This window comes from Rubrivirga aquatilis (assembly GCF_046845665.1).
Classification (GTDB): domain Bacteria; phylum Bacteroidota; class Rhodothermia; order Rhodothermales; family Rubricoccaceae; genus Rubrivirga.
The window spans coordinates 2,472,080-2,492,457 of the sequence record NZ_CP177355.1; the positions used below are offsets into that span (position 1 = coordinate 2,472,080).

At 70.8% G+C, this 20,378-nt stretch carries 16 protein-coding genes; 13 read left to right on the plus strand and 3 right to left on the minus strand.

From position 1 onward, the window contains the following. Nucleotides 1–131: 131 nt before the first annotated feature. Nucleotides 132–338, minus strand: a complete 207-nt coding sequence (locus tag ACLII4_RS10750; RefSeq protein WP_412067398.1) for a hypothetical protein — start codon at nucleotides 336–338, stop codon at nucleotides 132–134. A 98-nt stretch (nucleotides 339–436) separates the two neighbouring features. On the opposite strand from ACLII4_RS10750, the gene prfB reads away from it, so the two are divergent. The 13 genes from prfB to pnp all read left to right on the plus strand — a co-directional run bounded on the left by prfB (nucleotide 437) and on the right by pnp (nucleotide 16,816). Beyond that, nucleotides 437–1,549 (plus strand): peptide chain release factor 2, encoded by a 1,113-nt coding sequence (gene prfB, locus ACLII4_RS10755; protein WP_412067399.1) that lies wholly within the window; start codon nucleotides 437–439, stop codon nucleotides 1,547–1,549. 67 nt (nucleotides 1,550–1,616) lie between these two features. Then, the gene (locus ACLII4_RS10760; protein WP_412067400.1) at nucleotides 1,617–2,084 is read left to right on the plus strand and encodes a hypothetical protein; all 468 of its coding nucleotides are present in this window, start codon (nucleotides 1,617–1,619) and stop codon (nucleotides 2,082–2,084) included. Between the two features lie 26 nt (nucleotides 2,085–2,110). Continuing rightward, nucleotides 2,111–2,494, plus strand: a complete 384-nt coding sequence (locus tag ACLII4_RS10765; RefSeq protein WP_412067401.1) for a hypothetical protein — start codon at nucleotides 2,111–2,113, stop codon at nucleotides 2,492–2,494. A gap of 50 nt (nucleotides 2,495–2,544) precedes the next feature. Beyond that, nucleotides 2,545–4,161: an L-aspartate oxidase gene (nadB, locus tag ACLII4_RS10770; RefSeq protein ID WP_412067402.1), complete on the plus strand. Its 1,617-nt coding sequence runs from the start codon at nucleotides 2,545–2,547 to the stop codon at nucleotides 4,159–4,161. Then, on the plus strand, nucleotides 4,158–6,173 hold the full coding sequence (locus ACLII4_RS10775) for a multiheme c-type cytochrome (protein ID WP_412067403.1): 2,016 nt from the start codon (nucleotides 4,158–4,160) through the stop codon (nucleotides 6,171–6,173). Before nadB ends, ACLII4_RS10775 begins: the two co-directional genes overlap by 4 nt. A gap of 604 nt (nucleotides 6,174–6,777) precedes the next feature. Continuing rightward, the gene (rimP, locus tag ACLII4_RS10780; RefSeq protein ID WP_412067404.1) at nucleotides 6,778–7,239 is read left to right on the plus strand and encodes a ribosome maturation factor RimP; all 462 of its coding nucleotides are present in this window, start codon (nucleotides 6,778–6,780) and stop codon (nucleotides 7,237–7,239) included. Between the two features lie 41 nt (nucleotides 7,240–7,280). Beyond that, entirely contained in the window at nucleotides 7,281–8,855 is a 1,575-nt protein-coding gene (gene nusA, locus ACLII4_RS10785) for a transcription termination factor NusA (protein ID WP_412067405.1), read from the plus strand. Nucleotides 8,856–8,912: 57 nt separating this feature from the next. Further along, nucleotides 8,913–11,756, plus strand: coding sequence for a translation initiation factor IF-2 (gene infB, locus ACLII4_RS10790; protein WP_412067406.1), 2,844 nt, complete (start codon nucleotides 8,913–8,915; stop codon nucleotides 11,754–11,756). Nucleotides 11,757–11,837: 81 nt separating this feature from the next. After that, nucleotides 11,838–12,248 (plus strand): 30S ribosome-binding factor RbfA, encoded by a 411-nt coding sequence (gene rbfA, locus ACLII4_RS10795; protein ID WP_412067407.1) that lies wholly within the window; start codon nucleotides 11,838–11,840, stop codon nucleotides 12,246–12,248. Nucleotides 12,249–12,279: 31 nt separating this feature from the next. Beyond that, the gene (gene truB, locus ACLII4_RS10800) at nucleotides 12,280–12,990 is read left to right on the plus strand and encodes a tRNA pseudouridine(55) synthase TruB (protein WP_412067408.1); all 711 of its coding nucleotides are present in this window, start codon (nucleotides 12,280–12,282) and stop codon (nucleotides 12,988–12,990) included. Then, on the plus strand, nucleotides 12,987–13,913 hold the full coding sequence (locus ACLII4_RS10805) for a bifunctional riboflavin kinase/FAD synthetase (RefSeq protein ID WP_412067409.1): 927 nt from the start codon (nucleotides 12,987–12,989) through the stop codon (nucleotides 13,911–13,913). Before truB ends, ACLII4_RS10805 begins: the two co-directional genes overlap by 4 nt. Nucleotides 13,914–14,071: 158 nt before the next feature. After that, nucleotides 14,072–14,338, plus strand: a complete 267-nt coding sequence (gene rpsO, locus ACLII4_RS10810) for a 30S ribosomal protein S15 (protein ID WP_412067410.1) — start codon at nucleotides 14,072–14,074, stop codon at nucleotides 14,336–14,338. A gap of 228 nt (nucleotides 14,339–14,566) precedes the next feature. After that, a complete protein-coding gene (pnp, locus tag ACLII4_RS10815) occupies nucleotides 14,567–16,816 on the plus strand; it encodes a polyribonucleotide nucleotidyltransferase (RefSeq protein ID WP_412067411.1) in 2,250 nt (749 codons plus the stop codon). 291 nt (nucleotides 16,817–17,107) lie between these two features. On the opposite strand, the gene ACLII4_RS10820 is transcribed toward pnp, so the two are convergent. Further along, nucleotides 17,108–18,712 carry a DUF1501 domain-containing protein gene (locus tag ACLII4_RS10820; protein WP_412067412.1) on the minus strand — a complete coding sequence of 535 codons (1,605 nt, stop codon included), beginning with the start codon at nucleotides 18,710–18,712 and terminating at the stop codon, nucleotides 17,108–17,110. Nucleotides 18,713–18,714: 2 nt separating this feature from the next. Then, a complete protein-coding gene (locus ACLII4_RS10825) occupies nucleotides 18,715–20,352 on the minus strand; it encodes a DUF1800 domain-containing protein (RefSeq protein ID WP_412067413.1) in 1,638 nt (545 codons plus the stop codon). Between the last annotated feature and the right edge of the window lie 26 nt (nucleotides 20,353–20,378).

Below are 20,378 nucleotides of genomic sequence, written 5' to 3' on the forward strand. Positions count from 1 at the left end.
CTCCAAGCCTCTCCGTTCCGCCAGGTCCCCATGCTCAGCTCAGTCGAGGTCGCGCCAGTAGTCGGCGTAGAAGATGCCCATCAGGAAGAGGATGAGCACGAACAGCGCGAGCAGGGGGATGATGTAGGTCATCAGAGGGTCCCCTTGCGGCGGGCGAGGACTTCCATGTCCTTCAGCTTGAAAAAGATCATCCAGCCGACGATGCTCGGGACCCAAAGCCCAACGAACAGGGCCTCCTCACGAGCGCCGAGGAACCAGATGGTGATCGACGCCAGCAGCGAGATCGCCGCTGCGAGGTTGAAGTACTTCTCGGATCGAGTGAGCGCAGACAGCTTCATGGGACGGAGAGCGGGGGAGCGGGCAACGGCGTCCGGGTGGAATGGTTCGGGCCGGGCCGGTCCTGGGCGGCGGTAGCTTCCGGCCCCCCCGCACGCCCATGTCCGACCTTTCCGACCGCGTCGATACCCTCGGCGGGTACCTCGACATCGACGGCCGCCGCGCCAAGCTGGCGGCGCTCCAGGCGCGGCGCCTGGAGCCCGGCTTCTGGGACGACCCCGAGGCCGCCGGCCAGGTCGAGCAGGACATCTCCGCCGAGGCCGACTGGATCGACGCCTTCGACCGGCTGCTCGCAAGGCGCGACGACGTGGCGACGCTCCGCGAGATGCAGGCCGAGGCCGACGACGCCGACCTCGGGGCCGAGATCGAGGCCGAAGAGAAGGCGCTCGCGAAGGCCCTCGACGCCCTCGAGCTCCGCGGCATGCTGGCGGGGCCCGATGACCACCGCACGGCGATCCTGACCATCAACTCGGGCGCGGGTGGGACCGACGCCCAGGACTGGGCCGACATGCTCCTCCGCATGTACACGCGCTACGCCGAGCGCAGCGGCTACGAGCCGACGCTGCTGGAGTACCAAGAAGGGGAGGAGGCCGGCATCAAAAGCGCCTCGCTCCGCGTCCACGGGCGGTGGGCGTACGGCTACCTGCGCGCCGAGACCGGCGTCCACCGGCTCGTCCGGATGAGCCCGTTCGGGTCGGGCGACAAGCGCCAGACCTCGTTCGCGAGCGTCTTCGTGTACCCCGAGATCGACGACGCCATCGAGGTCGACATCAACCCCGCCGACCTCGAACTCCAGACGTTCCGCTCGGGCGGGAAGGGCGGCCAGAACGTCAACAAGGTCGAGACCGGCGCGCGCTACGTGTGGACGGGGACGTTGTCGAACGGGCAGGACGAGCGGGTCGTCGCCGAGTCGACCGAGCAGCGGAGCCAGTTCCAGAATCGCGACCGCGCCATGCAGATGCTCAAGTCGCGGATCTACGCGCTCGAGCAGGCCATCCGCGAGGCGGCGCGCGACGCCGAGAACGCGGGCAAGAAAAAGATCGAGTGGGGCTCCCAGATCCGCAGCTACGTTTTCCAGCCCTACACGATGGTCAACGACCACCGGACGGAGCTCAAGGACGGCGACGTGCAGGGCGTCATGGACGGCGACATCGACGCGTTCATCAAGGCGTACCTCCTGCAGGAGACGGGCCGCGCATCGTCGGAAGGGTAGTCCCGTTGGACTAGACCGCGAGAGGCACACGGCGCCATCTTTGTGATCGCCAACTCGACCGCTCGCCATGTCTCGCGCCCTCACGCTCGTCCTGTTCCTCACTCTCGCCGCGTGTGACACCGGCGGACCGGTGACGGTCGCGAACCCCGCCGTCGCGCCCGTCACAGAGGATCTCCCCACCATCGACCCGGCGGACGTGGCGACGGTCGAGGCGTATGAGGCCCGGCGGGCCGCGCTGGACGCCGAGATCCGGGCGGCCATCGACCTCCGCGCCTCGGGCCCGGAGGCGTGCTGGCTGCTGCCGCTCGGCCGCAAGGCGTGCGGCGGGCCGGTGCAGTACCGGGTCTACGGGGCGTCGACGCCGTCCGCCCCGGAGGTGCTGCGGTTGGCGCGCGAGCTGTACGCGCTCGATGTCGCGGCTCAGGAGGCGCTCGGGCTCGCGTCGACGTGCGACATCGCGCCGGTGCCCGAGGTGCGGTACGCCGACGGCCAGTGCTCGGCGCTCTCGCCGGACGGCGCCCCGGTCGTCGACTAGCGGACACTCCCAACTCTCCCGGACCCGTGCGCATCGCCTCGCTCCTCGCCGTCCTTCTCTTCGCCGCCTGCGACGCGACGGGCTACTCGCAGGCCGATTACGAGCGCGAGCACGACGCGGCGGTCGCCGAGTTGATGGCGGCCATTGGGACGCCGCGCGCGTCCAGCCTCGCCGCCTGCCGCGTGGTCGCCGTCGGCGAGCAGGCCTGCGGCGGGCCGACCACTTTCCGCGTGTACTCGGTCGAGACGGCGGACTCGGCCGAGGTCGAGCGGCTGGCGGCCCGCGTCGCCGAGATCGACCGGTTCGCCATCCGCGAGCTGGGCCTGGTGTCGACGTGCGAGCTGCGCGAGCCGCGGCCGGTCCTCCTCGTCGACGGGGTCTGCCAGTTCGAGCCGATCGTCCTCGACTAGCCCGCCCGCCGTGGGGACAGGGTTACCATTCGCGACCCCTCCCGGACGGCATGCGCGCTCGCTACGATTACCTCGTCATTGGCTCCGGCGTCGCCGGGCTGTCCTTCGCGCTCCGCGCGGCCGCGCACGGGACGGTCTGCGTGGTCACCAAAAAGGAGTCGGCCGAAAGCAACACGAACTACGCGCAGGGCGGCATCGCGGCCGTCATGGCCCCGGGCGACAACGTCGAGGCGCACGTCGAGGACACGCTCGTCTCAGGCGCCGGGCTGTGCCATGAGGACGTGGTGCGGATGGTGGTGACGGAGGGCCCCGAGCGCGTCCGCGACCTCATCGACCTCGGCGCGCAGTTCGACCGCGACCCCGACGGCGACCTCCACCTCGGCCGCGAGGGCGGCCACTCGGCCGACCGGATCGTGCACGCGACCGACATGACGGGGCGCGAGATCGAGCGGGCGCTGCTGACGGCCGTCCGCCGGTCGACGAACATCACCGTCCTCGAGTACCACTACGCGGTCAACCTGCTGACCGAGCACCAGCTCGGCGAGGACACGGGCGCGGGCGACGCGCTGACGTGCTTCGGGGCGTACGTGCTCGACAGCAAGACCGGCGTCGTCCACACCGTCCTGGCGCGGGCGACGCTGCTGGCGGCGGGCGGGGCCGGCCAGGTGTACCAGCACACCACGAACCCGCCGGTCGCGACCGGCGACGGGATCGCGATGGCGTACCGGGCGCGGGCGGTCGTGGCCAACATGGAGTTCATGCAGTTCCACCCGACGAGCCTGTACCTGCCGGGCGCCGACTTCGGGGGGCGGAGCTTCCTGATCACCGAGGCCGTCCGCGGCGACGGCGGCCTGCTGACCAACCTGGCCGGCGAGCGGTTCATGCCCGCCTACGACGACCGCGAGGAGCTTGCGCCGCGCGACGTGGTCGCCCGCGCCATCGACGACCAGATGAAAAAGCGCGGCGACGAGCACGTCTGGCTCGACATCTCGCACCGAGACTCGGACGCCGTCCTCAAGCACTTCCCCAACATCCAGGAGACCCTGCTGGCACACGGGCTCGACATGACGGCGGGCCCGATCCCCGTCGTCCCGGCGGCGCACTACACGTGCGGCGGGGTCGTCGTGGATAGGGAGGGCCGGACCTCGATCGCCGGGCTCTTCGCGTGCGGCGAGGTGACGTGCTCCGGGCTCCACGGCGCGAACCGGTTGGCGTCGAACTCGCTGCTGGAGGCGCTCGTCTACGCCCACAACGCCGTCGGCCCGGCGCGCGAGCACGCGGCGGCGACGGGCCACCAGGAGGGGATCCCGGACTGGGACGAGTCGAACGCCGAGAACCCGAGCGAGTGGATCCTGGTGTCGCACAACCGCGAGGAGCTGCGGCGCGTGATGCAGAGCTACGTCGGGATCGTGCGGAGCACGCTGCGCCTGGCGCGCGCGGCCCGGCGGATCGCGCTCATCCACCGCGAGACCGAGGACTTCTACCAGCGCACCAAGCTGTCGGCCGAGCTGTGCGAGCTGCGCAACCTGGCGGCGGTCGCCCACCTCATCATCTCGTGCGCCCAGCGCCGCCACGAGAGCCGCGGCCTGCACACGATGGCCGACTTCCCGGAGACCGACCCGGCCCAGCGGCACGACACCGTCTTCGTCGGCGGCGTGGAGGCGTGACGGGCCCGAGGCTCGGGGCCTGGGGCACGGCATCGGTCCGCAGTCTGTGGTCTGTCGTCCTGCTGGCGCTTGGGGCGTGTGCGGGAGGGGGCGAGGAGGCCGCGTTCGTCGGGCCCGCGGACGCCGAGTACGTCGGCGCGGCGGCGTGCGCATCGTGCCACGAAGACATCTCGGCGGCGTACGCCAGCCACGGCATGGCCCAGTCGATGGCGGAGTGGACGCCCGAGACGCGCATCGAGCCGACGCTCGGCACGCCGCTCGTGGACGCGAGCACCGGGTTCGAGTACCGCGTGGTCGAGGCCGACGGCCGGCTCGCGCAGGAGGAGCGCCAGCTGGGGGCCGACGGGATGGAGATCGCCCGGCTCGTGCGCCCGATGGACGTGATCGTCGGCTCCGGCGACGCGGCGCGGACGTACCTCGCCCGGCGCGGCGACCGCTTCGTCGAACTCCCGCTGACGTGGTACACGCAGGGCGGCGGGCGCTGGGACTGGAGCCCGGGCTACGAATCCGGCAACCCCCGCTTCGACCGCGTCGTGCCCGACGGGTGCCTGTCGTGCCACACGGGCATCCCCGAGCGGCTCGTCGGCGTCGAGGACGGGATCGTGTCGCTGCCCGACGGCATCGGCTGCGAGCGCTGCCACGGGCCGGGCTCGGTCCACGTCGAGGCCCGGCTCGCCAGCGACAGGCCGGAGGGCCCTGACCCGACGATCGTCAACACGGCGCACCTCCCGCTGGACCTCCGCCTCGACGTGTGCAGCCAGTGCCACTTGCACGCGACGGTCGACGTGCTCCGCGACGGCGAGACGGCGTACTCGTACCGCCCTGGCCGGCCGCTCGCGGCGCACGAGGCGCTGTTCGCCGTGCCCGGCGTCGAGGAGGGCGCGGGCGTGGCCGTCGTGTCGCACGCGGCGCGGATGCAGGCGAGCGCGTGCTTTCAGGAGTCGCTCGAAAGCGCCGCGCCACTCGAGTGCGTGACGTGCCACGACCCGCACCGGGGGTTCGAGTCGCGCCCGGCGGGCGCGCCCAGCGCGGCGTGCGTGACGTGCCACGAAGGCGTGGGAGAGGAAGTCCCGGCGGGGCTCCGTGCCCAGCACCTCGCGCCGACCGGCTGCGTCTCGTGCCACATGCCGCGTGTCGAGGCCCAGGACGCGCCGCATTCGTCGTTTACCGACCACTGGATCCGCGTCGTGGACGGGCCGGTGCGCGAGATGGCGCCCGAGGTCGGGCGGAGCGGCGTGGTGTCGCCGCTGGCGGCGCGAGACCGCGACGGCGCGGAGGGCGGGCTCTACGAAGGCGTCGCCGCCGTGACGTACGGGATCCGCTCCGGCGACGCGCGCGCGGTCGCCCAGGGCGCCCAGTTCGTCACGATCGCGCTCGACCAGCTCGGCGACGGGTTTCCGGATGCCCGCTTCGTGCTCGGCGTGGCGCTGTTGCAAGCGGGCCGGGCCGCCGACGCCCTCGCCCCGCTCGCCGCCGCCGCACAGTCCGCGACGCCCGAGACGGCGCCGCAGCGGCTGGAAACGCTGGCCCGCGCCCTCGCCGACGCGGGCCGGGCCGGGGACTCCGACGCCGCCTTCCGCCGTGCGATCGCCGCCCAACCTCGGCGCCCGGCTTCGCACCGCGAGCACGGCCGCTTTCTATTGGCGCAGCGCCGCCCGGCCGTCGAGGCGCTCCGAGAGGCCGTCGGGCTCGACCCCTACGATGCCGAGGCGCATCTGCTGCTCGGGCTCGCGCAGCGCGCGGCGGGTCAGAGCCCCAACGACAGCTGGCGCGAGTCCGTCCGCCTCGACCCCGACCTTGCTGGGGTGCTGGCGCCGGTCGTCGACGGTGCCGACGTGTTTGGCTGGCCGCGCTCAGCACCTCTCGCCGCGAGCACGCCGGTCACCGCCTTCACCACGTCCGGCACGCGCGTCGCCGGTGGCCCGTGGAGCGAGGTCGCCTCCCGACTGGCGCCCGGCATCGCCGTCGTGTCGACACCGGCTGGCGTCCGCCGCCTCGCCGTCTCGCCTTAGGGTCTGTCACGTACGTCGGTCTGCTGGCGAGCGAGAGCCGCTGGCGGGGTCCGCAAGGCGTCCGACGAGTGCGATGCCTAACCATCGGAAGAGGAGGACGACGCGGCAGGGTGCGTCAGCGGCCGCGCGTAGCCCAGACCAGGATGAACCTGACAGGCCCTAGATGGACCCATTGGGAAGCGGTTGCGACCGCGCCTGGGATCCTCGCGAGCCGTCGTCCCGAGCCGTCCCTCCCTTGCTGGCATCCTGGCCCGCTGCGATCGCTCGGGATCACACGGTGGCCGGGTGAGATCGAAGGGACGCATTGGCACGGCGCTGTCGGTTGCCGGGCCCTCCACCCCCAATCCCCAATCCCCAGCCCCCACTGCCCGACATAACGCAGAATGCACACGAAACGGTGGATCTGAGGCGGTTTGGGCCCGTTGATGGATTGCGACGCCCGGGCCCCCGACGTACCTTCGGGAGTGCTCCTCTGCGGAGCGAGCCTTGGGCGGTCCGCCGCCCGTTGTTTTCGGCGTCCCGCCCGGGTCCGACCCCCGGCCGACCGCCCGAGCGACGCCCGTTCCGCCGAACGGGCGTTTTCCGTCTCTATCCCCCGTCTCGCTTGTCCTCCACCGCCAGCCCGCTCGCCGACCGCATCCGCGCCCTCGCCGAGGAGGCCGTGGCCGACACCGACCTGTTCGTGGTCGGCGTCGAGGTGCGTGGGTTCGAGGGCAGCCGCGTCGTGGAGGTCTTGCTCGACTCGCCCGGCGTCGCCGACGCCAAGGCGCTGACGGCGGTGAGCCGCTCGCTCGGGTTCGTGCTCGAGACCGAGGACGTCGTCAAGGGCCGCTACCGGCTCGACGTCTCCACGCCGGGCGCCGACCAGCCGCTCGTTGACGCGCGGCAGTATGCCAAGCACGTCGGCCGGCCGATGGCCGTCACCTTCGAGCGGGCCCAGGACGAGGTCGTGACCGTCCAGGGCGAGCTCGTCGCCGCCGACGGCGAGACGCTGACGCTCGACGGCGAGACCGCCCCGATCCCCCTCGACGCCGTCCGCGACGCCCGCGTCGTCCTGCCCTGGTAGCCGGTCCGCCGCGCGCCCCGACCACCCGAACACCTCTCCTTATGCAGTCCACTGTCCTCGTTTCCTCCTTCGCCGAGATCGCGCGCGAGAAGGACATCGACCGCGACACGCTCCAGGTCATCATCGAGGACGTGTTCCGCGCGATGATCGCCAAGCGCTACGGGGCCGACGACCCCGAGGCGTTCCAGATCGTGTTCAACCCGGACAACGGGGACTACCAGATCCTGCACGTCCGCGAGGTCGTCGAGGACTACGACCTCGAGGACCCCGTGCTCCAGATCGAGTACTCCGACGCCGTCGCCATCGACGAGGAGTACGACATCGAAGACCAGGTCGCCATCAAGATCCTGATCGAGGACTTTGGCCGCCGCGCCGTCCAGGCCGCGCTCCAGACGTTCCGCCAGCGGATCCGCGACATCGAGAAGGAGAACATCCACCGCGAGTACTCGGAGCTCATCGACGAGATCGTGGTCGGCGAGATCTACCAGACGCGCCGCCGCGAGGTCCTCGTCCTCCACAACAAGACGGAGCTCGTGCTGCCGCGCCAGGAGCAGATCCCCAAGGACCGCTACCGCAAGGGCGACATGCTCCGCGCCGTCGTCCTGGACGTCGACCGAGATGCGGGCGCCAGCCCCCAGGTCATCGTCAGCCGTGTGGCGCCGGTCTTTATCGAGCGCCTGTTCGAGCTCGAGGTGCCCGAGATTTACGACGGCATCATCGAGATCAAGAAGATCGTCCGGCTCCCCGGCGAGCGCGCCAAGATGGCCGTCATCAGCCACGACGACCGCGTCGACCCCGTCGGCGCCTGCGTCGGGGTCAAGGGCTCGCGCATCCACGCCGTCGTCCGCGAGCTGCAGGGCGAGAACATCGATGTGGTGCCGTGGACCGACAACACGATCGACTTTATCAAGCGCTCGCTCGCGCCGGCCAAGCCGATCGCCGTCGAGCTCAACGACGAGTTGACCCCGCCCCGCGCCCGCGTCACCGTCCCCGCCGACGAGGTCTCGATGGCGATTGGCCGCGGCGGCCAGAACATCCGGCTGGCGTCGATGCTGACCGGCTACGAGCTCGACGTCTACCGCGACATCAAGTCGGACGAGGAGGACGTCGACATCGACGAGTTCTCCGACGTGATCCCGGCCGCGATCATCCAGTCGCTCAAGGACATCGGCTGCGACACGGCCAAGGCCGTCTTGGAGCTTCAGCCCTCGGAGCTCGCGCGCCGCACCGGCCTGACGGACGAGCAGGCCCAGAAGATCACCTGGCTCATGGAAGCCGAGTTCGAGCGCGACGCCGCCGGTGAAGCGCCCGACACCTCCGAGCTCGCCGCCGACCTCTCGGCCGACCTCGCGGCCTCCGCCCAGGCCGCCGAAGCCGCCGCTGCGGAGGCCGCCACCGCCGAGGCTCCCGACACGGAGACTCCCGACGCCGACGCCGACGCCGACGCCGACGCCGACGCGGCCTCTGCTGAGCCCGAGGCCACGACCGACGGCACGGCCGAGCCTGCCGACGCCGAGATCGACCCCACCACGGAGGAGACGACCGACGCCGACGCCCCGGAGGCCGACGCGACCGAGCCCGTCGCCGCCGACGAATCCGACGAGACCGCGGCGTAAGCGCCGCGATACCCTAGCTTTTTGACGGCTCTGCCGTTTCCGCCCCCGCCTCAGCGAATGCCCACCCCGCGCAAGCGACGTTCTGACAAGCCGAAGCGCGTCCAGCTCTTCTCGGCCTCCAGCGAACTCAACCTCGCGACCGACACCATCGTGTCGGCGCTGACCGAGCGCGGCTTCGAGCTCGACGAGAAGCTGGCCGCTGGCGACCCCAACGCCCGGCTCTCGCCCGAGATGTACGACGCCCTCGTGGAGTCGTACTCCGACGACGCCGATTCCAAGGCGCGCGTGCGCGAGCGGCGCCAGCAGCTCGCGGCCGCCGATGCTGAGGAGGCCGCGGCCGAGACGGCCCCTGCCGTCCCGGAGGCGCCCGCTGAGCCCGAGCCGGTCGCCGAGCCCGAGCCGGTCGCCCCGGCCGAGCCCGTCATCGCGGTCCCCGCGCCCACCGAGGCCCCCGTTGCCCCGGCTGAGCCCGTCATCGAGACGCCGGAGCCAGCCGCCGGGCCCGTCGCCGAGACGCCGCCTCCTGCCGAGCCGGTCGTCGAGCCCGTCGCCGAGACGGCGGCGGCCGAGCAGCCGGCCCCGACGCCTGAGCCGGTTGCCGAGGCGCCTGAGCCACAGGCCGCGCCCGTCGCGGAGACGGCCCCCGCAGCGGAGACCCCGGACGAACCGACCGCTGACGCCGTCGCCGAGGCGCCTGAGCCCGATGCCTCGACCCCGGCCGAGCCGGTTGCCGAGGCTCCCGCTGCTACGGGCGAGCAGGTGGTCGAAGACCACGGCCCCACCGCGGACCAGGGCGGCGTCGTCCGGGCCAACCGCTACGGCTTGACCGGCACCAAGGTGCTCGGCAAAATTGACATCTCTGGTCTCGAGGGCGGTCGCCGCCGCAAGCGTAAGCGCAAGGACGACGGCACCGACGCGGCTCCTGCCCCGCCGGTCACCGAGGGCGGCAAGCCCTCGAAGACCAAGAAAGGCAAGCGCTCCGGCAAGAAGGTCGACCAGGAGGAGGTTCAGAAAAACGTCTCCAAGACGCTCTCGAAGGCGTCCGGTGGCGGCTCCAAGCGAACGCGACAGAAGCGCCGCCGCGCCCGCCGCGACGAGCGCGCCGCCATCCGCGAGGCCGAGCAGCAGGAGATGCTGGAGCAGGCCACGGTCTTGCGCGTCATGGAGTTCATCTCGACGGGCGACCTCGCCGAAGCCATGAACATCCCGGTGACGGAGGTCATCTCGAAGGGCTTCGGGCTCGGCATGATGGTCTCCATCAACCAGCGCCTGGACGCCGACTCCATCGAGTTGCTCGCCGACGAATTCGATTTCGAGGTCGAGTTCATGGACGACATCGAGGAGGAGTTCAACCTGGAGACGGAGGACGCCGAGGAGGACCTCATCGACCGCCCGCCGATCGTCACGATCATGGGCCACGTCGACCACGGCAAGACGTCCCTGCTCGACTACATCCGCAACGCCAACGTGATCGCCGGCGAGGCCGGCGGCATCACGCAGCACATCGGCGCGTACCAGATCGAGACCGACGAGGGCCGCAAGATCACGTTCCTCGACACCCCAGGTCACGAGGCGTTCACCGCCATGCGTGCCCGCGGCGCCCAGGTCACCGACATCGTCGTCGTCGTCGTCGCTGCCGACGATGACGTGATGCCCCAGACGATCGAGGCGATCAACCACGCGCGTGCCGCCGAGGTGCCGATGGTGATCGCGATCAACAAGATCGACCGCGACGCTGCCAACCCCGACAAGATCATGGCCCAGCTCGCCGAGCAGGGCGTGCAGGTCGAGCAGTACGGCGGCAAGGTCCAGTGCGAGCTGATCTCGGCCATGCACGGGACGAACGTCGCCGAGTTGCTGGAGAAGATCCAGCTCGAAGCCGACCTCCTGGAGCTCAAGGCCAACCCCGACCGCTACGGCGTCGGCACGGTCGTCGAGGCCCGTCTCGACAAGGGCCGCGGCGTCGTCGCGACCGTGTTGGTCGAGAACGGCACGCTGGAAGAGGGCGACACCTACGTCGTCGGCCTCACCTCCGGCCGCGTCCGCGCCATGTTCAACGAGCGCGACGAGCGCGTCAAGATCGCCGGGCCGTCGACACCCGTCCAGGTGCTCGGCTTGACCGCTGCGCCCGACGTGGGCGATCGACTCGTGGTTCTCGAAGACGAGCGCCAGGCCCGCGACATCGCCGCGCGCCGCCTGCAGCTCATCCGCGAGCAGACGCTCCACCAGCGGCGCCACGTGACGCTCGCCGACCTCAGCCGCCGTATGGCGCTGGGCGAGATCACCAACCTCAACTTGGTCGTCAAGGGTGATGTGGGCGGCTCCGTGGAGGCGCTCTCCGACACGCTCTTGAAGCTCTCGAACGACGAGGTGGCCGTCCAGATCGTCCACTCGGGCGTCGGCGCGATCACCGAGTCCGACGTGATGCTGGCGACGGCCTCCGACGCGATCATCCTGGGCTTCCAGGTCCGCCCGGTCGCTGGCGTCCGAGGCGTCGCCGAGCGCGAGGGTGTCGACATCAACCTGTACTCGGTCATCTACGAGGCCATCGCGGATGTGCGCAGCGCACTCGAAGGCCTGCTTGACCCCGAGGAGAAGGAGACGGTCACGTCCACCATCGAGGTCCGCGAGACCTTCCGCGCCCCGCGCGTCGGCACGATTGCCGGCTCGTATGTGGTCGAGGGCAAGGTGTCGCGCGGCGACAAGCTCCGCATCGTGCGCGACGGCGTCGTCATCTTCACCGGCGAGATCGACACGCTCCGCCGCTTCAAGGACGACGTCAAGGACGTCGCGGCGGGTTACGAGTGCGGCGTGACGGTCAAGAATTACAACGACATCAAGGTCGGCGACCAGTTCGAGACTTACGTCGTCACCGAGGAGAAGCGGACGCTCCAAGTTTAGAGGGCATGTGGGAAGGGGCATCTGGCACGGGGGCACGTCCCGGCCAGTGCCCCTTGCCCCCTGCCGCATCCCCCTTGCCCCATGAGTATTCGCACCGAGCGCGTCGGCCGCATGATCCAGCGGGAGATCGCGGACATCCTGCAACAGGACTTCGGCGGGGCCGGCCCGTCCCTCGTCACCGTCACGGGCGTCCGCATGACGGATGACCTCGGCACGGCCTACGTGGACGTATCCATCCTCGGCGGCACCGACCTCGAACGCAAAGAGGCTCTCGTTGGCCTCGACAGCCAGTCCAGTGACATCCGCTACGCGTTGGCGCAGCGGATCCGGCACCAGCTGAAGCGGATGCCCGACCTCAAGTTCTTCTTGGACGAGGGCCCGCAGCGCCGCGAGCGCCTGGACGACATCTTCGCTCAGATCGCTGCCGACCGCCCCGCCGAAGAGCCCCAGGCGGACGACACCGACGAGACGCCCTCGCGCGGCGAGTATTGATGCGCGTCTCGACACGACGCGGAGGGACGGCGTGAGGGACGATCTCCGCATCGTGACCGCCAGCGCGCCGCTGGCACCGGTCGAGCCGGCCGCCCTCTTGGTCGACAAGCCCGACGGCATGTCGTCGTTCGGCGTCGTGAAAGCTGTCCGCCGCGCCGTGGGCGTCAAGAAGGTGGGGCATGCGGGCACGCTCGACCCGATGGCGACCGGCCTGCTCATCGTCCTCGTCGGTCGGGGCGCCACGCGCCAGCAGTACCGCTTCATGGGCCTGCCCAAGACGTACACGGCCACCATTCGGCTCGGCCAGACCACGCCCAGCTACGACGCCGACTCCGAGATCGAGACGACCGTCGACGCCAGCGGGGTCACCGACGCGGCGATCGAGGCGGCGCTGACGGCGTTCCGCGGCGAGATCCAGCAGCGGCCCCCGGCGTACTCGGCCATCAAGCGCGGCGGCGAGCGGCTCTACAAAAAGGCCCGCCGTGGCGAGGAGGTCATCGTCGAGCCCCGCGCCACGACCGTCTACGCCTTCGACGTGGTCGACCGTCGGGGCGACGACCTCGACGTGCGCGTCGAGTGTTCGAAGGGCACGTACGTCCGCTCGCTCGGGCACGACCTGGGCCAGGCGCTGGGCGTCGGCGGCCACCTTGTCGCCTTGCGGCGCGAGGCCATCGGCCCGTTCCAGGCGTCGGAGGCGTGGACCTTGGGCGCCCTCGAAGACGCCGCCGACACCCGGTCATGACGCGGGAGCACGGCGACGATCTGACCCCGAACCCGGCCTCCGTCGTCACGACGGGCACCTTCGACGGCGTCCATCGCGGCCACCAGGCGATCGTCCGCTACCTCGTGGCTCGCGCCGCCGAGATCGGCGGCGTGCCCACCGTCGTCACCTTCGACCCGCACCCGCGAGAGGTGCTCACGGGCCACCACATCCCGCTCCTGACGACGCTCGACGAGCGGGCCGACGCGCTCCAGGCCCTCGGTGTCGAGCGGTTCGTGGTGCTCCCGTTCTCACGCGACCTGTCGCTGTTGGCGCCCGACGCCTACGTCCGCGACGTGCTCGTGGGGCAGGTCGGGATGCGCGAGATCGTGATCGGCTACGACCACCGCTTCGGCCGCAAGGCCGCTGGCGACCGGGCCCTCTTGGAAGCGCTCGGCCCCGACCTCGGCTTCTCCGTCGACGTGATCCCCGAGCAGATCGACGGCGACCTCACCGTCTCGTCGACCGCCGTCCGGCGCCTGCTGGCGGAAGGCGACGCCGCGCGGGCCGCCCAACTCCTGGGCCGCCCGTACCGCATTACTGGGGCCGTCGTCAAGGGCGACCAGCGGGGCCGAACCATTGGATACCCGACGGCCAACGTCCAGCCGTCGCACCCGTCGAAGCTCGTCCCGCGCGAAGGCGTCTACGCCGTTCGCGCCCGGCTCGCGGATGGAACGGAGGCCAGTGGGATGATGAACGTCGGCCGCCGCCCCACCTTCGAAACCGACGGCGCACGGACGGTCGAGGTCCACCTGTTCGATTTCTCTAGCGACCTCTACGGCCAGCGCCTCGCCGTCGACGTGTTGGCGCGGCTGCGTGACGAGCGGCGGTTCGACGGCGTCGACGGGCTGGTCCGACAACTGGGCGAGGACGAGCGCGCGGCGCGGGCCGCCCTGGCCCAATAGGGACGGCCTCGGATCTCGCGTGAAGGCCCCGCGGAGGCCGTTTCGATGGCGATCCCGCTACCTTTTCTCCAGGCGCACGAGGCGCCCACCGACTGTTTCCCCACACCCGATCGGGGAGGCGGTCTTCTCCCGTATCGCAGATCGGCAGAGGATCGACCATGATCACCAAGGACAACAAGCAGAGCATCATCGAAGAGCACGGGGCCAGCGGCCAGGACACCGGCAAGCCGGAAGTCCAGATCGCCATCTTCACCGCGCGCATCAACGACCTGACGGAGCACCTCCGGACCCACACCAAGGACCACGCGTCCCGGCTCGGGCTGCTCAAGATGGTCGGCAAGCGGCGCCGGCTCCTCGCCTACCTCCGCAAGAACAACATCGAGCGGTACCGCTCGATCATCGCGGAGCTCGGCCTCCGTCGATAAACCGACTCGGCGGCGTCCCCCAGGGACGCCGCCGTTTTTCGTTCCGGCTGCCACTCGGGTGGTCGGGGCATCCGCGCGACGACCGCCCCCGGCGATCGGTTCTCGCACGTGTCCGCCGGCGCCAGCCGCCGGCCGACGCGCGCGAGAACGGATTCCCGGACCCCCCGGCGAACCGTCCGCTTCATCATCAGGAGCCCGAAACAGACCGGCTCCGCACCCACACCCCACATGGCAGCCCCCCAGGCTATCACCCAGACCATCGAGGTCGGCGGCAAGACGCTGACCCTCGAAACCGGCAAGCTCGCCAAGCAGGCCGACGGCGCCGTCGTCACCCGCCTCGGTGACACGGTGGTCCTCTCGACCGCCGTCACGGCCACCTTCGCGAAGGACGGCCAGCACTTTTTCCCGCTCACCGTCGATTACCGCGAGCGCTTCAGCGCCAAGGGCGCCTTCCCCGGCGGCTTCTTTAAGCGCGAGGCCCGGCCGAGCGACAAGGAGACGCTGACCGCGCGCCTCATCGACCGGACCATCCGGCCCCTCTTCCCGGACGGCTTCCGGAACGAGGTCCAGGTCCTCAACTACGTCTTGTCCGCCGACATCGACATCGACGCCGACGTCGTCGCCGGCGTCGGCTCGTCCGCCGCCCTCTCGCTGAGCGGCAGCCCGTTCGCCGGCCCGACCGCCCACGTGCGCGTCGGCCGCGTCGACGGTGAGTTCGTCCTCTACCCCACGGGTGAGGAGCGCGCCGCGTCCGACATCGACCTCATCGTCGCCGGCAAGGCCGATGCGATCTCGATGGTCGAGGGCGAGATGAGCGAGATCTCCGAGGACGACATGGTCGCCGCCCTCGAGTTCGGCTTCGAGGCCATCCAGACCATCGTCGCCGGTATCAACGAGTTCGTCGCCAAGCGCGACGAGCAGAACGGCGCCCCGGCCGACCTCGAGTACTCGACGGTCGCCCCCGACGCCGGTCTCGTCGAGACCATCTACGGCAAGATCAAGGACGACGTCGACGCGCACCTGCGCTCGGAGTACTCCAAGGAGGCCTTCTACGGCGGCGTCCGCATCATCCGCGACAAGCTCGTCCTCGACCTCTTCGGCGAGGGCGACGAAGCCGTCGTCCAGATCGACGGCGGGTTCTCCGTCGGCGACGTCAAGGAGGCCTTCAAGTCGGCCGAGTCCCGCGTCATGCGCGAGATGATCCTCGAGGAGGGCCGCCGCCTCGACGGCCGCAAGACCGACGAGATCCGCGACATCTGGTCCGAGGTCGACTACCTCCCCAAGGTGCACGGCTCCGCCGTCTTCACGCGTGGCGAGACCCAGACGCTCGTCATGGTCACGTTGGGCACCGGCCGCGACGTCCAGGCCGTCGACCAGCTCTTCGACCAGACCGACAAGCGGTTCTACCTGCACTACTCGTTCCCGCCGTTCTCCGTCGGCGAGACCAAGTTCCTGCGCGGCCCGAGCCGTCGCGAGATCGGCCACGGCATGCTCGCCGAGCGCGCGCTGTCGAAGGTGATGCCGAGCGAGGAGGACTTCCCCTACACGGTCCGCATTATCTCGGACGTGCTCGAGTCGAACGGCTCCTCGTCGATGGCGTCGGTCTGTGGCGGCTCGCTCGCCATGATGGCCGCCGGCATCCCCATCGAGAAGCCGGTCGCCGGCATCGCGATGGGCCTGATCGCCGAGGGCGACAAGGTCCAGATCCTGAGCGACATCCTGGGCACCGAGGACCACCTCGGCGACATGGACTTCAAGCTCTGTGGCACCGCCGACGGCATCACGGCCTGCCAGATGGACATCAAGATCGACGGGCTCGCCATGTCGACCATGCGGGATGCGCTCGAGCAGGCCAAGGCCGGCCGGCTGCACATCCTGGGTGAGATGGCCAAGACGCTCGCCGAGCCCCGCGAGGACATCTCGCCCTCAGCGCCGCGCCTCATCCAGGTCGTCATCGACCAGGACTTCATCGGCGCCATCATCGGGCCCGGCGGCAAGATCATCAAGGGCATCCAGGCCGACACCGGCGCCCAGATCAACATCGACGAGAAGGACGGCAAGGGCTACGTGACCGTGGCCGCGCCCGACATGGACGCCGCGTACGCGGCCGTGGACATCATCCGCGGCATCGTGACGCAGCCCGAGGTCGGCGAGAACTACAACGGCACGGTCAAGAACCTCCTCCCGTTCGGCGCGATCCTCGAGATCATGCCGGGCAAGGAGGCCATGCTCCACGTCTCGGAGATGGCCCACGGCTACGTCAACGACCCGGCCGACCTGGTCGAGATCGGCGACAAGCTCGAGGTCCAGCTCATCGAGGTCCGCGACGGCGGCAAGCTCCGCGTCTCGCGCAAGCCGTTCCTCGCCGAGCCGACGGAGGAGGAGAAGGAGGCCATGGCCAAGCGCCGCGAGGAGCGGGGCTCCCGCGATGGCGGCGGCCGTGGCGGCGACCGTGGCCGCGGCCGCGGCCGGCGCTAGCGCCTAGCCTGCGACCCGTCTCCGGACGTCTGCGCCCGCCTCGGCTTCGTGCCGGGGCGGGCGCTTTTTTGGACTCGTGGTGGGCCGAGACCGCGCGAGCGTTCTGGGTCAACGGGACGCGCCGTCTTGCCGGAGCTGTCGCGGGTGCGCAAACGAGAAGGCTCGCGGAGACCCTACGGTCGTCATTCCGAGCTTGTCGAGGGAGCTCTAGCGCGCACTACCCCGCGCGTCAGAGATCCCTCGACAAGCTCGGGATGAAGCGATGGAGGCTTCTCAACCGAGCAAGGGGGCTCAGCGGGCGACCGTGAGCGAGACCGTCCGCTGCTCGCCGTTCGCCACCAGCCGGACGAGGTACGTCCCCGACGGCAACGGCCTCGCGTCGAACTCGGCCGTGTGCCGCCCCGCACCGTGCGGCCCATCCGCCAGCCGGGCGACGTGCCGGCCGAGCGCGTCGAACACGTCGAGCGTAGCGCGGCCGGGCGCCGCCAGCGCGAACGGGATGCGGGCGCGGTGCCGAACGGGGTTGGGGGCTGGCGAGCCGAGGCGAACGGCCTCCGAGGGCTGCGGGGCGCTGGCAGTCGGAGCGGGCGCCGGGAGCACGTCCAGCACCGGGAAGTCGCCGCCGAGCGCAGAGGTCACCTGCTGTCGGTCGAGGCCGATCCAGCGCTCGAGGACGGTCGCGTACACCGAGCGGAAGTCCGTCTCGTGACGCAGGTTGCCGTACTCGTCGGGCGCTGCGAGGTCGGGCGCTTCGCCGTAGAGCCCCCCCGCGACGGCGGGGCCGGCCAGGAAGAGCGGGGCAGCGGTGCCGTGGTCGGTGCCGAACGATCCGTTCTCCTCGATCCGGCGGCCGAACTCGGAGAACGTCAGCGTGAGCACGCGGTCCGCGTCGCCGGTCCGCGCGAGGTCGGCGTAGAACGCGTCGAGGGCGCCCGACAACGTCGCCAGCAGGTCCGCGTGGGAGTCGGCCTGGTCGCCGTGCGTGTCGAAGCCGTCGATGGAGACGAGGTAGACGCGCGTGTCGAGGCGGCCCTTGACAAGCCGCGCGACGGCCGACAACGTTTCGCCGAAGCGCCGGTCGGGGTACTCCTCGTCGCTCGTCGCTGCCGTGGCCGCCTCGCCGATGGCGTCGCGGTAGCGGAAGGCGTCGTTCGCGACGCCGCGCAGATACGCCAGTTGCTCGCCCGCGACCGTCGGCGCCACGTCGCCCGTGTCGTACGGCGGCCGGCTCTCCACGAGATCGAGGAAGCGGTCGACATCGAGGACCGACATCGAATACCCCGCGTCCGGTCCCTGGAAGAGGAGGGAGGCCGACACGCCGACCTGGACCGCCGGCGGGGCGCTCGGCGGGTCGACGAGGAAGTCGGGGTACTCGACCGGCAGCGAACGCCCGAGCCAGCCGGTTTGCAGGACCTCCTCGGAGTCGGAGCCCGACAACCAGATGTCGGTCGAGCGGAAGTGCGAGAGGTCGCCGTCGTCGTAGCCGACCGAGCGGACGATGGCGAGGTCGCCCTCGCCCCACAGCCGCTCGAAGGGGCGGAGCGCGCGGTGCAGACCCGTGTCGTCGTCGATCGAGATCGTGTCGGCGCGTGGGATCGCCAGCGTGGGGCGGGCGCCGTAGTAGCGGTCGTCGCGGACCGGGATCACGGTGTTCAGCCCGTCATTCCCGCCCGCGAGCTGGACGAGGACGAGCACCCGGTCGGTCTCGGCGTTCGCCAGCGACGCCAGCAACGGGCTCCCGGCGAAAGCGCGCGCGGGCGCGGCGCCCCCCCACACGGCGGCCCCGGCGACGCCGAGTCCCAGCCCGGCCATGAAGTCCCGCCGCGTCCACGACGCGTGGTCACGGTCGTGGGCGGTCCCGTGCGCCAGCGAGATTGGTCGGTCGGAGTGGCACATGATCAGCTGAGGAGAAACTCGGGGAGGCGGGCAATGTGCTCGATCAGGCCGTGGATGCGGACGGGCGCGCCGTCGGCATACGGGTTCCACTCGTACTCGGGGATGGCGTCGAGCAGCACCCGGACGTATTCGTCCACTTCGGCGGCGCTGGCGGGGCGGCCGAGCAGCAGACGGGCGGTGTCGGCGACGAACGCCCGTGCGGAGAACGGCTCGGCCGTCGACTGGGCGAACGGCGCCAGCGCATCGACGGCGATCCACAGGGAGGTCGCGTCGGCGTACCAGCGGACGGGCAGGGTGGAGGTGTCCACCCAGGTCCGGCCCCCCGGCCACCCGGCGACGGTCCACGGCTCGAACAACACCTGCCCCGCCAGCCACGTCCGGTACCGCAGCCAGCCCAACGCCTCCGGGTCGTGCGGCACGCCGACGGCCGTCCACAGCCCAACGGTGTGGGCGAGCGGGCTCTTGATCTTGGCCCGCACCACGGCGGCGTCGTAGAAGTGGGCGCTGTTGAGGAGCGCGCGGACGACGGGCTCGATCTGATACTCGGACGTGATCATCAACGCCGCCATCTCGTCCACGATGGCGGGGTTCGGCACCTCGTAGACGAACGCTCGGTAGAGCATCGCTGAGATGTGCCGCGCGATCTGTTGGCCCCGCTCGGCAAAGAGGAGCGGCACCACGTCGTCGTAGCCCCACCGCCCGCGCTGGCCGAACACGGTCTTCAGGCCGCCGTCGTGCCACTCGGGATAGAACACGGGCTCCATCGTGCCCTGGTAGTCGATCTCCCACCCGGTGAGCACGCGGGCCAGCTCCTCCACGTCCGTCTGCGTGTAGGTCGTCTGCCCGGACACGTCGACGATGCCGACGGCGAACAGCTCAAGTAGCTCGCGGGCGTAGTTCTCGTTCGGCGCCCAGCTCCGGTTCTGGTTGCCGTTGAGGTAGACCAGCATCGCCGGGTTCGTGCCGACCTCGTGGATGAACGTCCGCAGGTCGCCGAGGGCGTGGCGGCGGAGCATCCGCCAGTAGCGCGCCAGGACAGGCGCGAAAAAGTACGACTCGTGCTCCGTCACAAAGTGGTTGCTCCAGATCAGCGCGAGGTGCTCGCGAAACGCGACGGCTGCCTGGTCGACCGGGTCGCCGTCCCCGCCCCCCATCAAGCGGCTGTAGACGCCCCACTCGGTCTCGTCGAGCCAGGCAGGCTGCTCGGCCACGTAGGCGTCGAACGCCGGCGTGTCCCACGGCGGGTACGCGTCGTCGAACCAAACGGGCTCGGGCGTCTCGGGGAGGGCGGCCGCTCGGTCGAGGAGGGTGTCGGCCGCACCTGCGCCGAGGGCGAAGACGGCGTCGACACGGGCCTGGGGGCCTCCGAGCGCGGTCCGCTGGAGCAGGTGGTTGGCGCGGTCGGGCGTCCACGGCGCGTCGTCGGTGGGGACGTAGCGCTCGAGCCCACCGGAGGTTACGAGCGCGGCGCTGGCGACACGGGCTGACGTCCGGGCCTCGGCCTCGCGGCGAAACGACCAGCCCAGCGGGGCGCCAGCAGGCGCAAAGGTGCCGGGAGCGACCTCGCGAGGCGTGGACGTGAGCGGCGGGCGGGACCAGCGCGGCGGGGCGTCGTCGGTCGCGGGGAGTCGCAGGGCCATGGGCGGGGGCGCGGGGAGACGGGAGT

Coding starts and splice junctions, on each gene's coding strand:
- ACLII4_RS10825 (WP_412067413.1), bottom strand. CDS start 20,352: ATGGCCCTGCGACTCCCCGCGACCGACGACGCCCCGCCGCGCTGGTCC.
- rbfA (WP_412067407.1), top strand. CDS start 11,838: ATGAGTATTCGCACCGAGCGCGTCGGCCGCATGATCCAGCGGGAGATC.
- nusA (WP_412067405.1), top strand. CDS start 7,281: ATGCAGTCCACTGTCCTCGTTTCCTCCTTCGCCGAGATCGCGCGCGAG.
- pnp (WP_412067411.1), top strand. CDS start 14,567: ATGGCAGCCCCCCAGGCTATCACCCAGACCATCGAGGTCGGCGGCAAG.
- nadB (WP_412067402.1), top strand. CDS start 2,545: ATGCGCGCTCGCTACGATTACCTCGTCATTGGCTCCGGCGTCGCCGGG.
- ACLII4_RS10760 (WP_412067400.1), top strand. CDS start 1,617: ATGTCTCGCGCCCTCACGCTCGTCCTGTTCCTCACTCTCGCCGCGTGT.
- ACLII4_RS10805 (WP_412067409.1), top strand. CDS start 12,987: ATGACGCGGGAGCACGGCGACGATCTGACCCCGAACCCGGCCTCCGTC.
- infB (WP_412067406.1), top strand. CDS start 8,913: ATGCCCACCCCGCGCAAGCGACGTTCTGACAAGCCGAAGCGCGTCCAG.
- ACLII4_RS10820 (WP_412067412.1), bottom strand. CDS start 18,712: ATGTGCCACTCCGACCGACCAATCTCGCTGGCGCACGGGACCGCCCAC.
- ACLII4_RS10750 (WP_412067398.1), bottom strand. CDS start 338: ATGAAGCTGTCTGCGCTCACTCGATCCGAGAAGTACTTCAACCTCGCA.
- rpsO (WP_412067410.1), top strand. CDS start 14,072: ATGATCACCAAGGACAACAAGCAGAGCATCATCGAAGAGCACGGGGCC.
- prfB (WP_412067399.1), top strand. CDS start 437: ATGTCCGACCTTTCCGACCGCGTCGATACCCTCGGCGGGTACCTCGAC.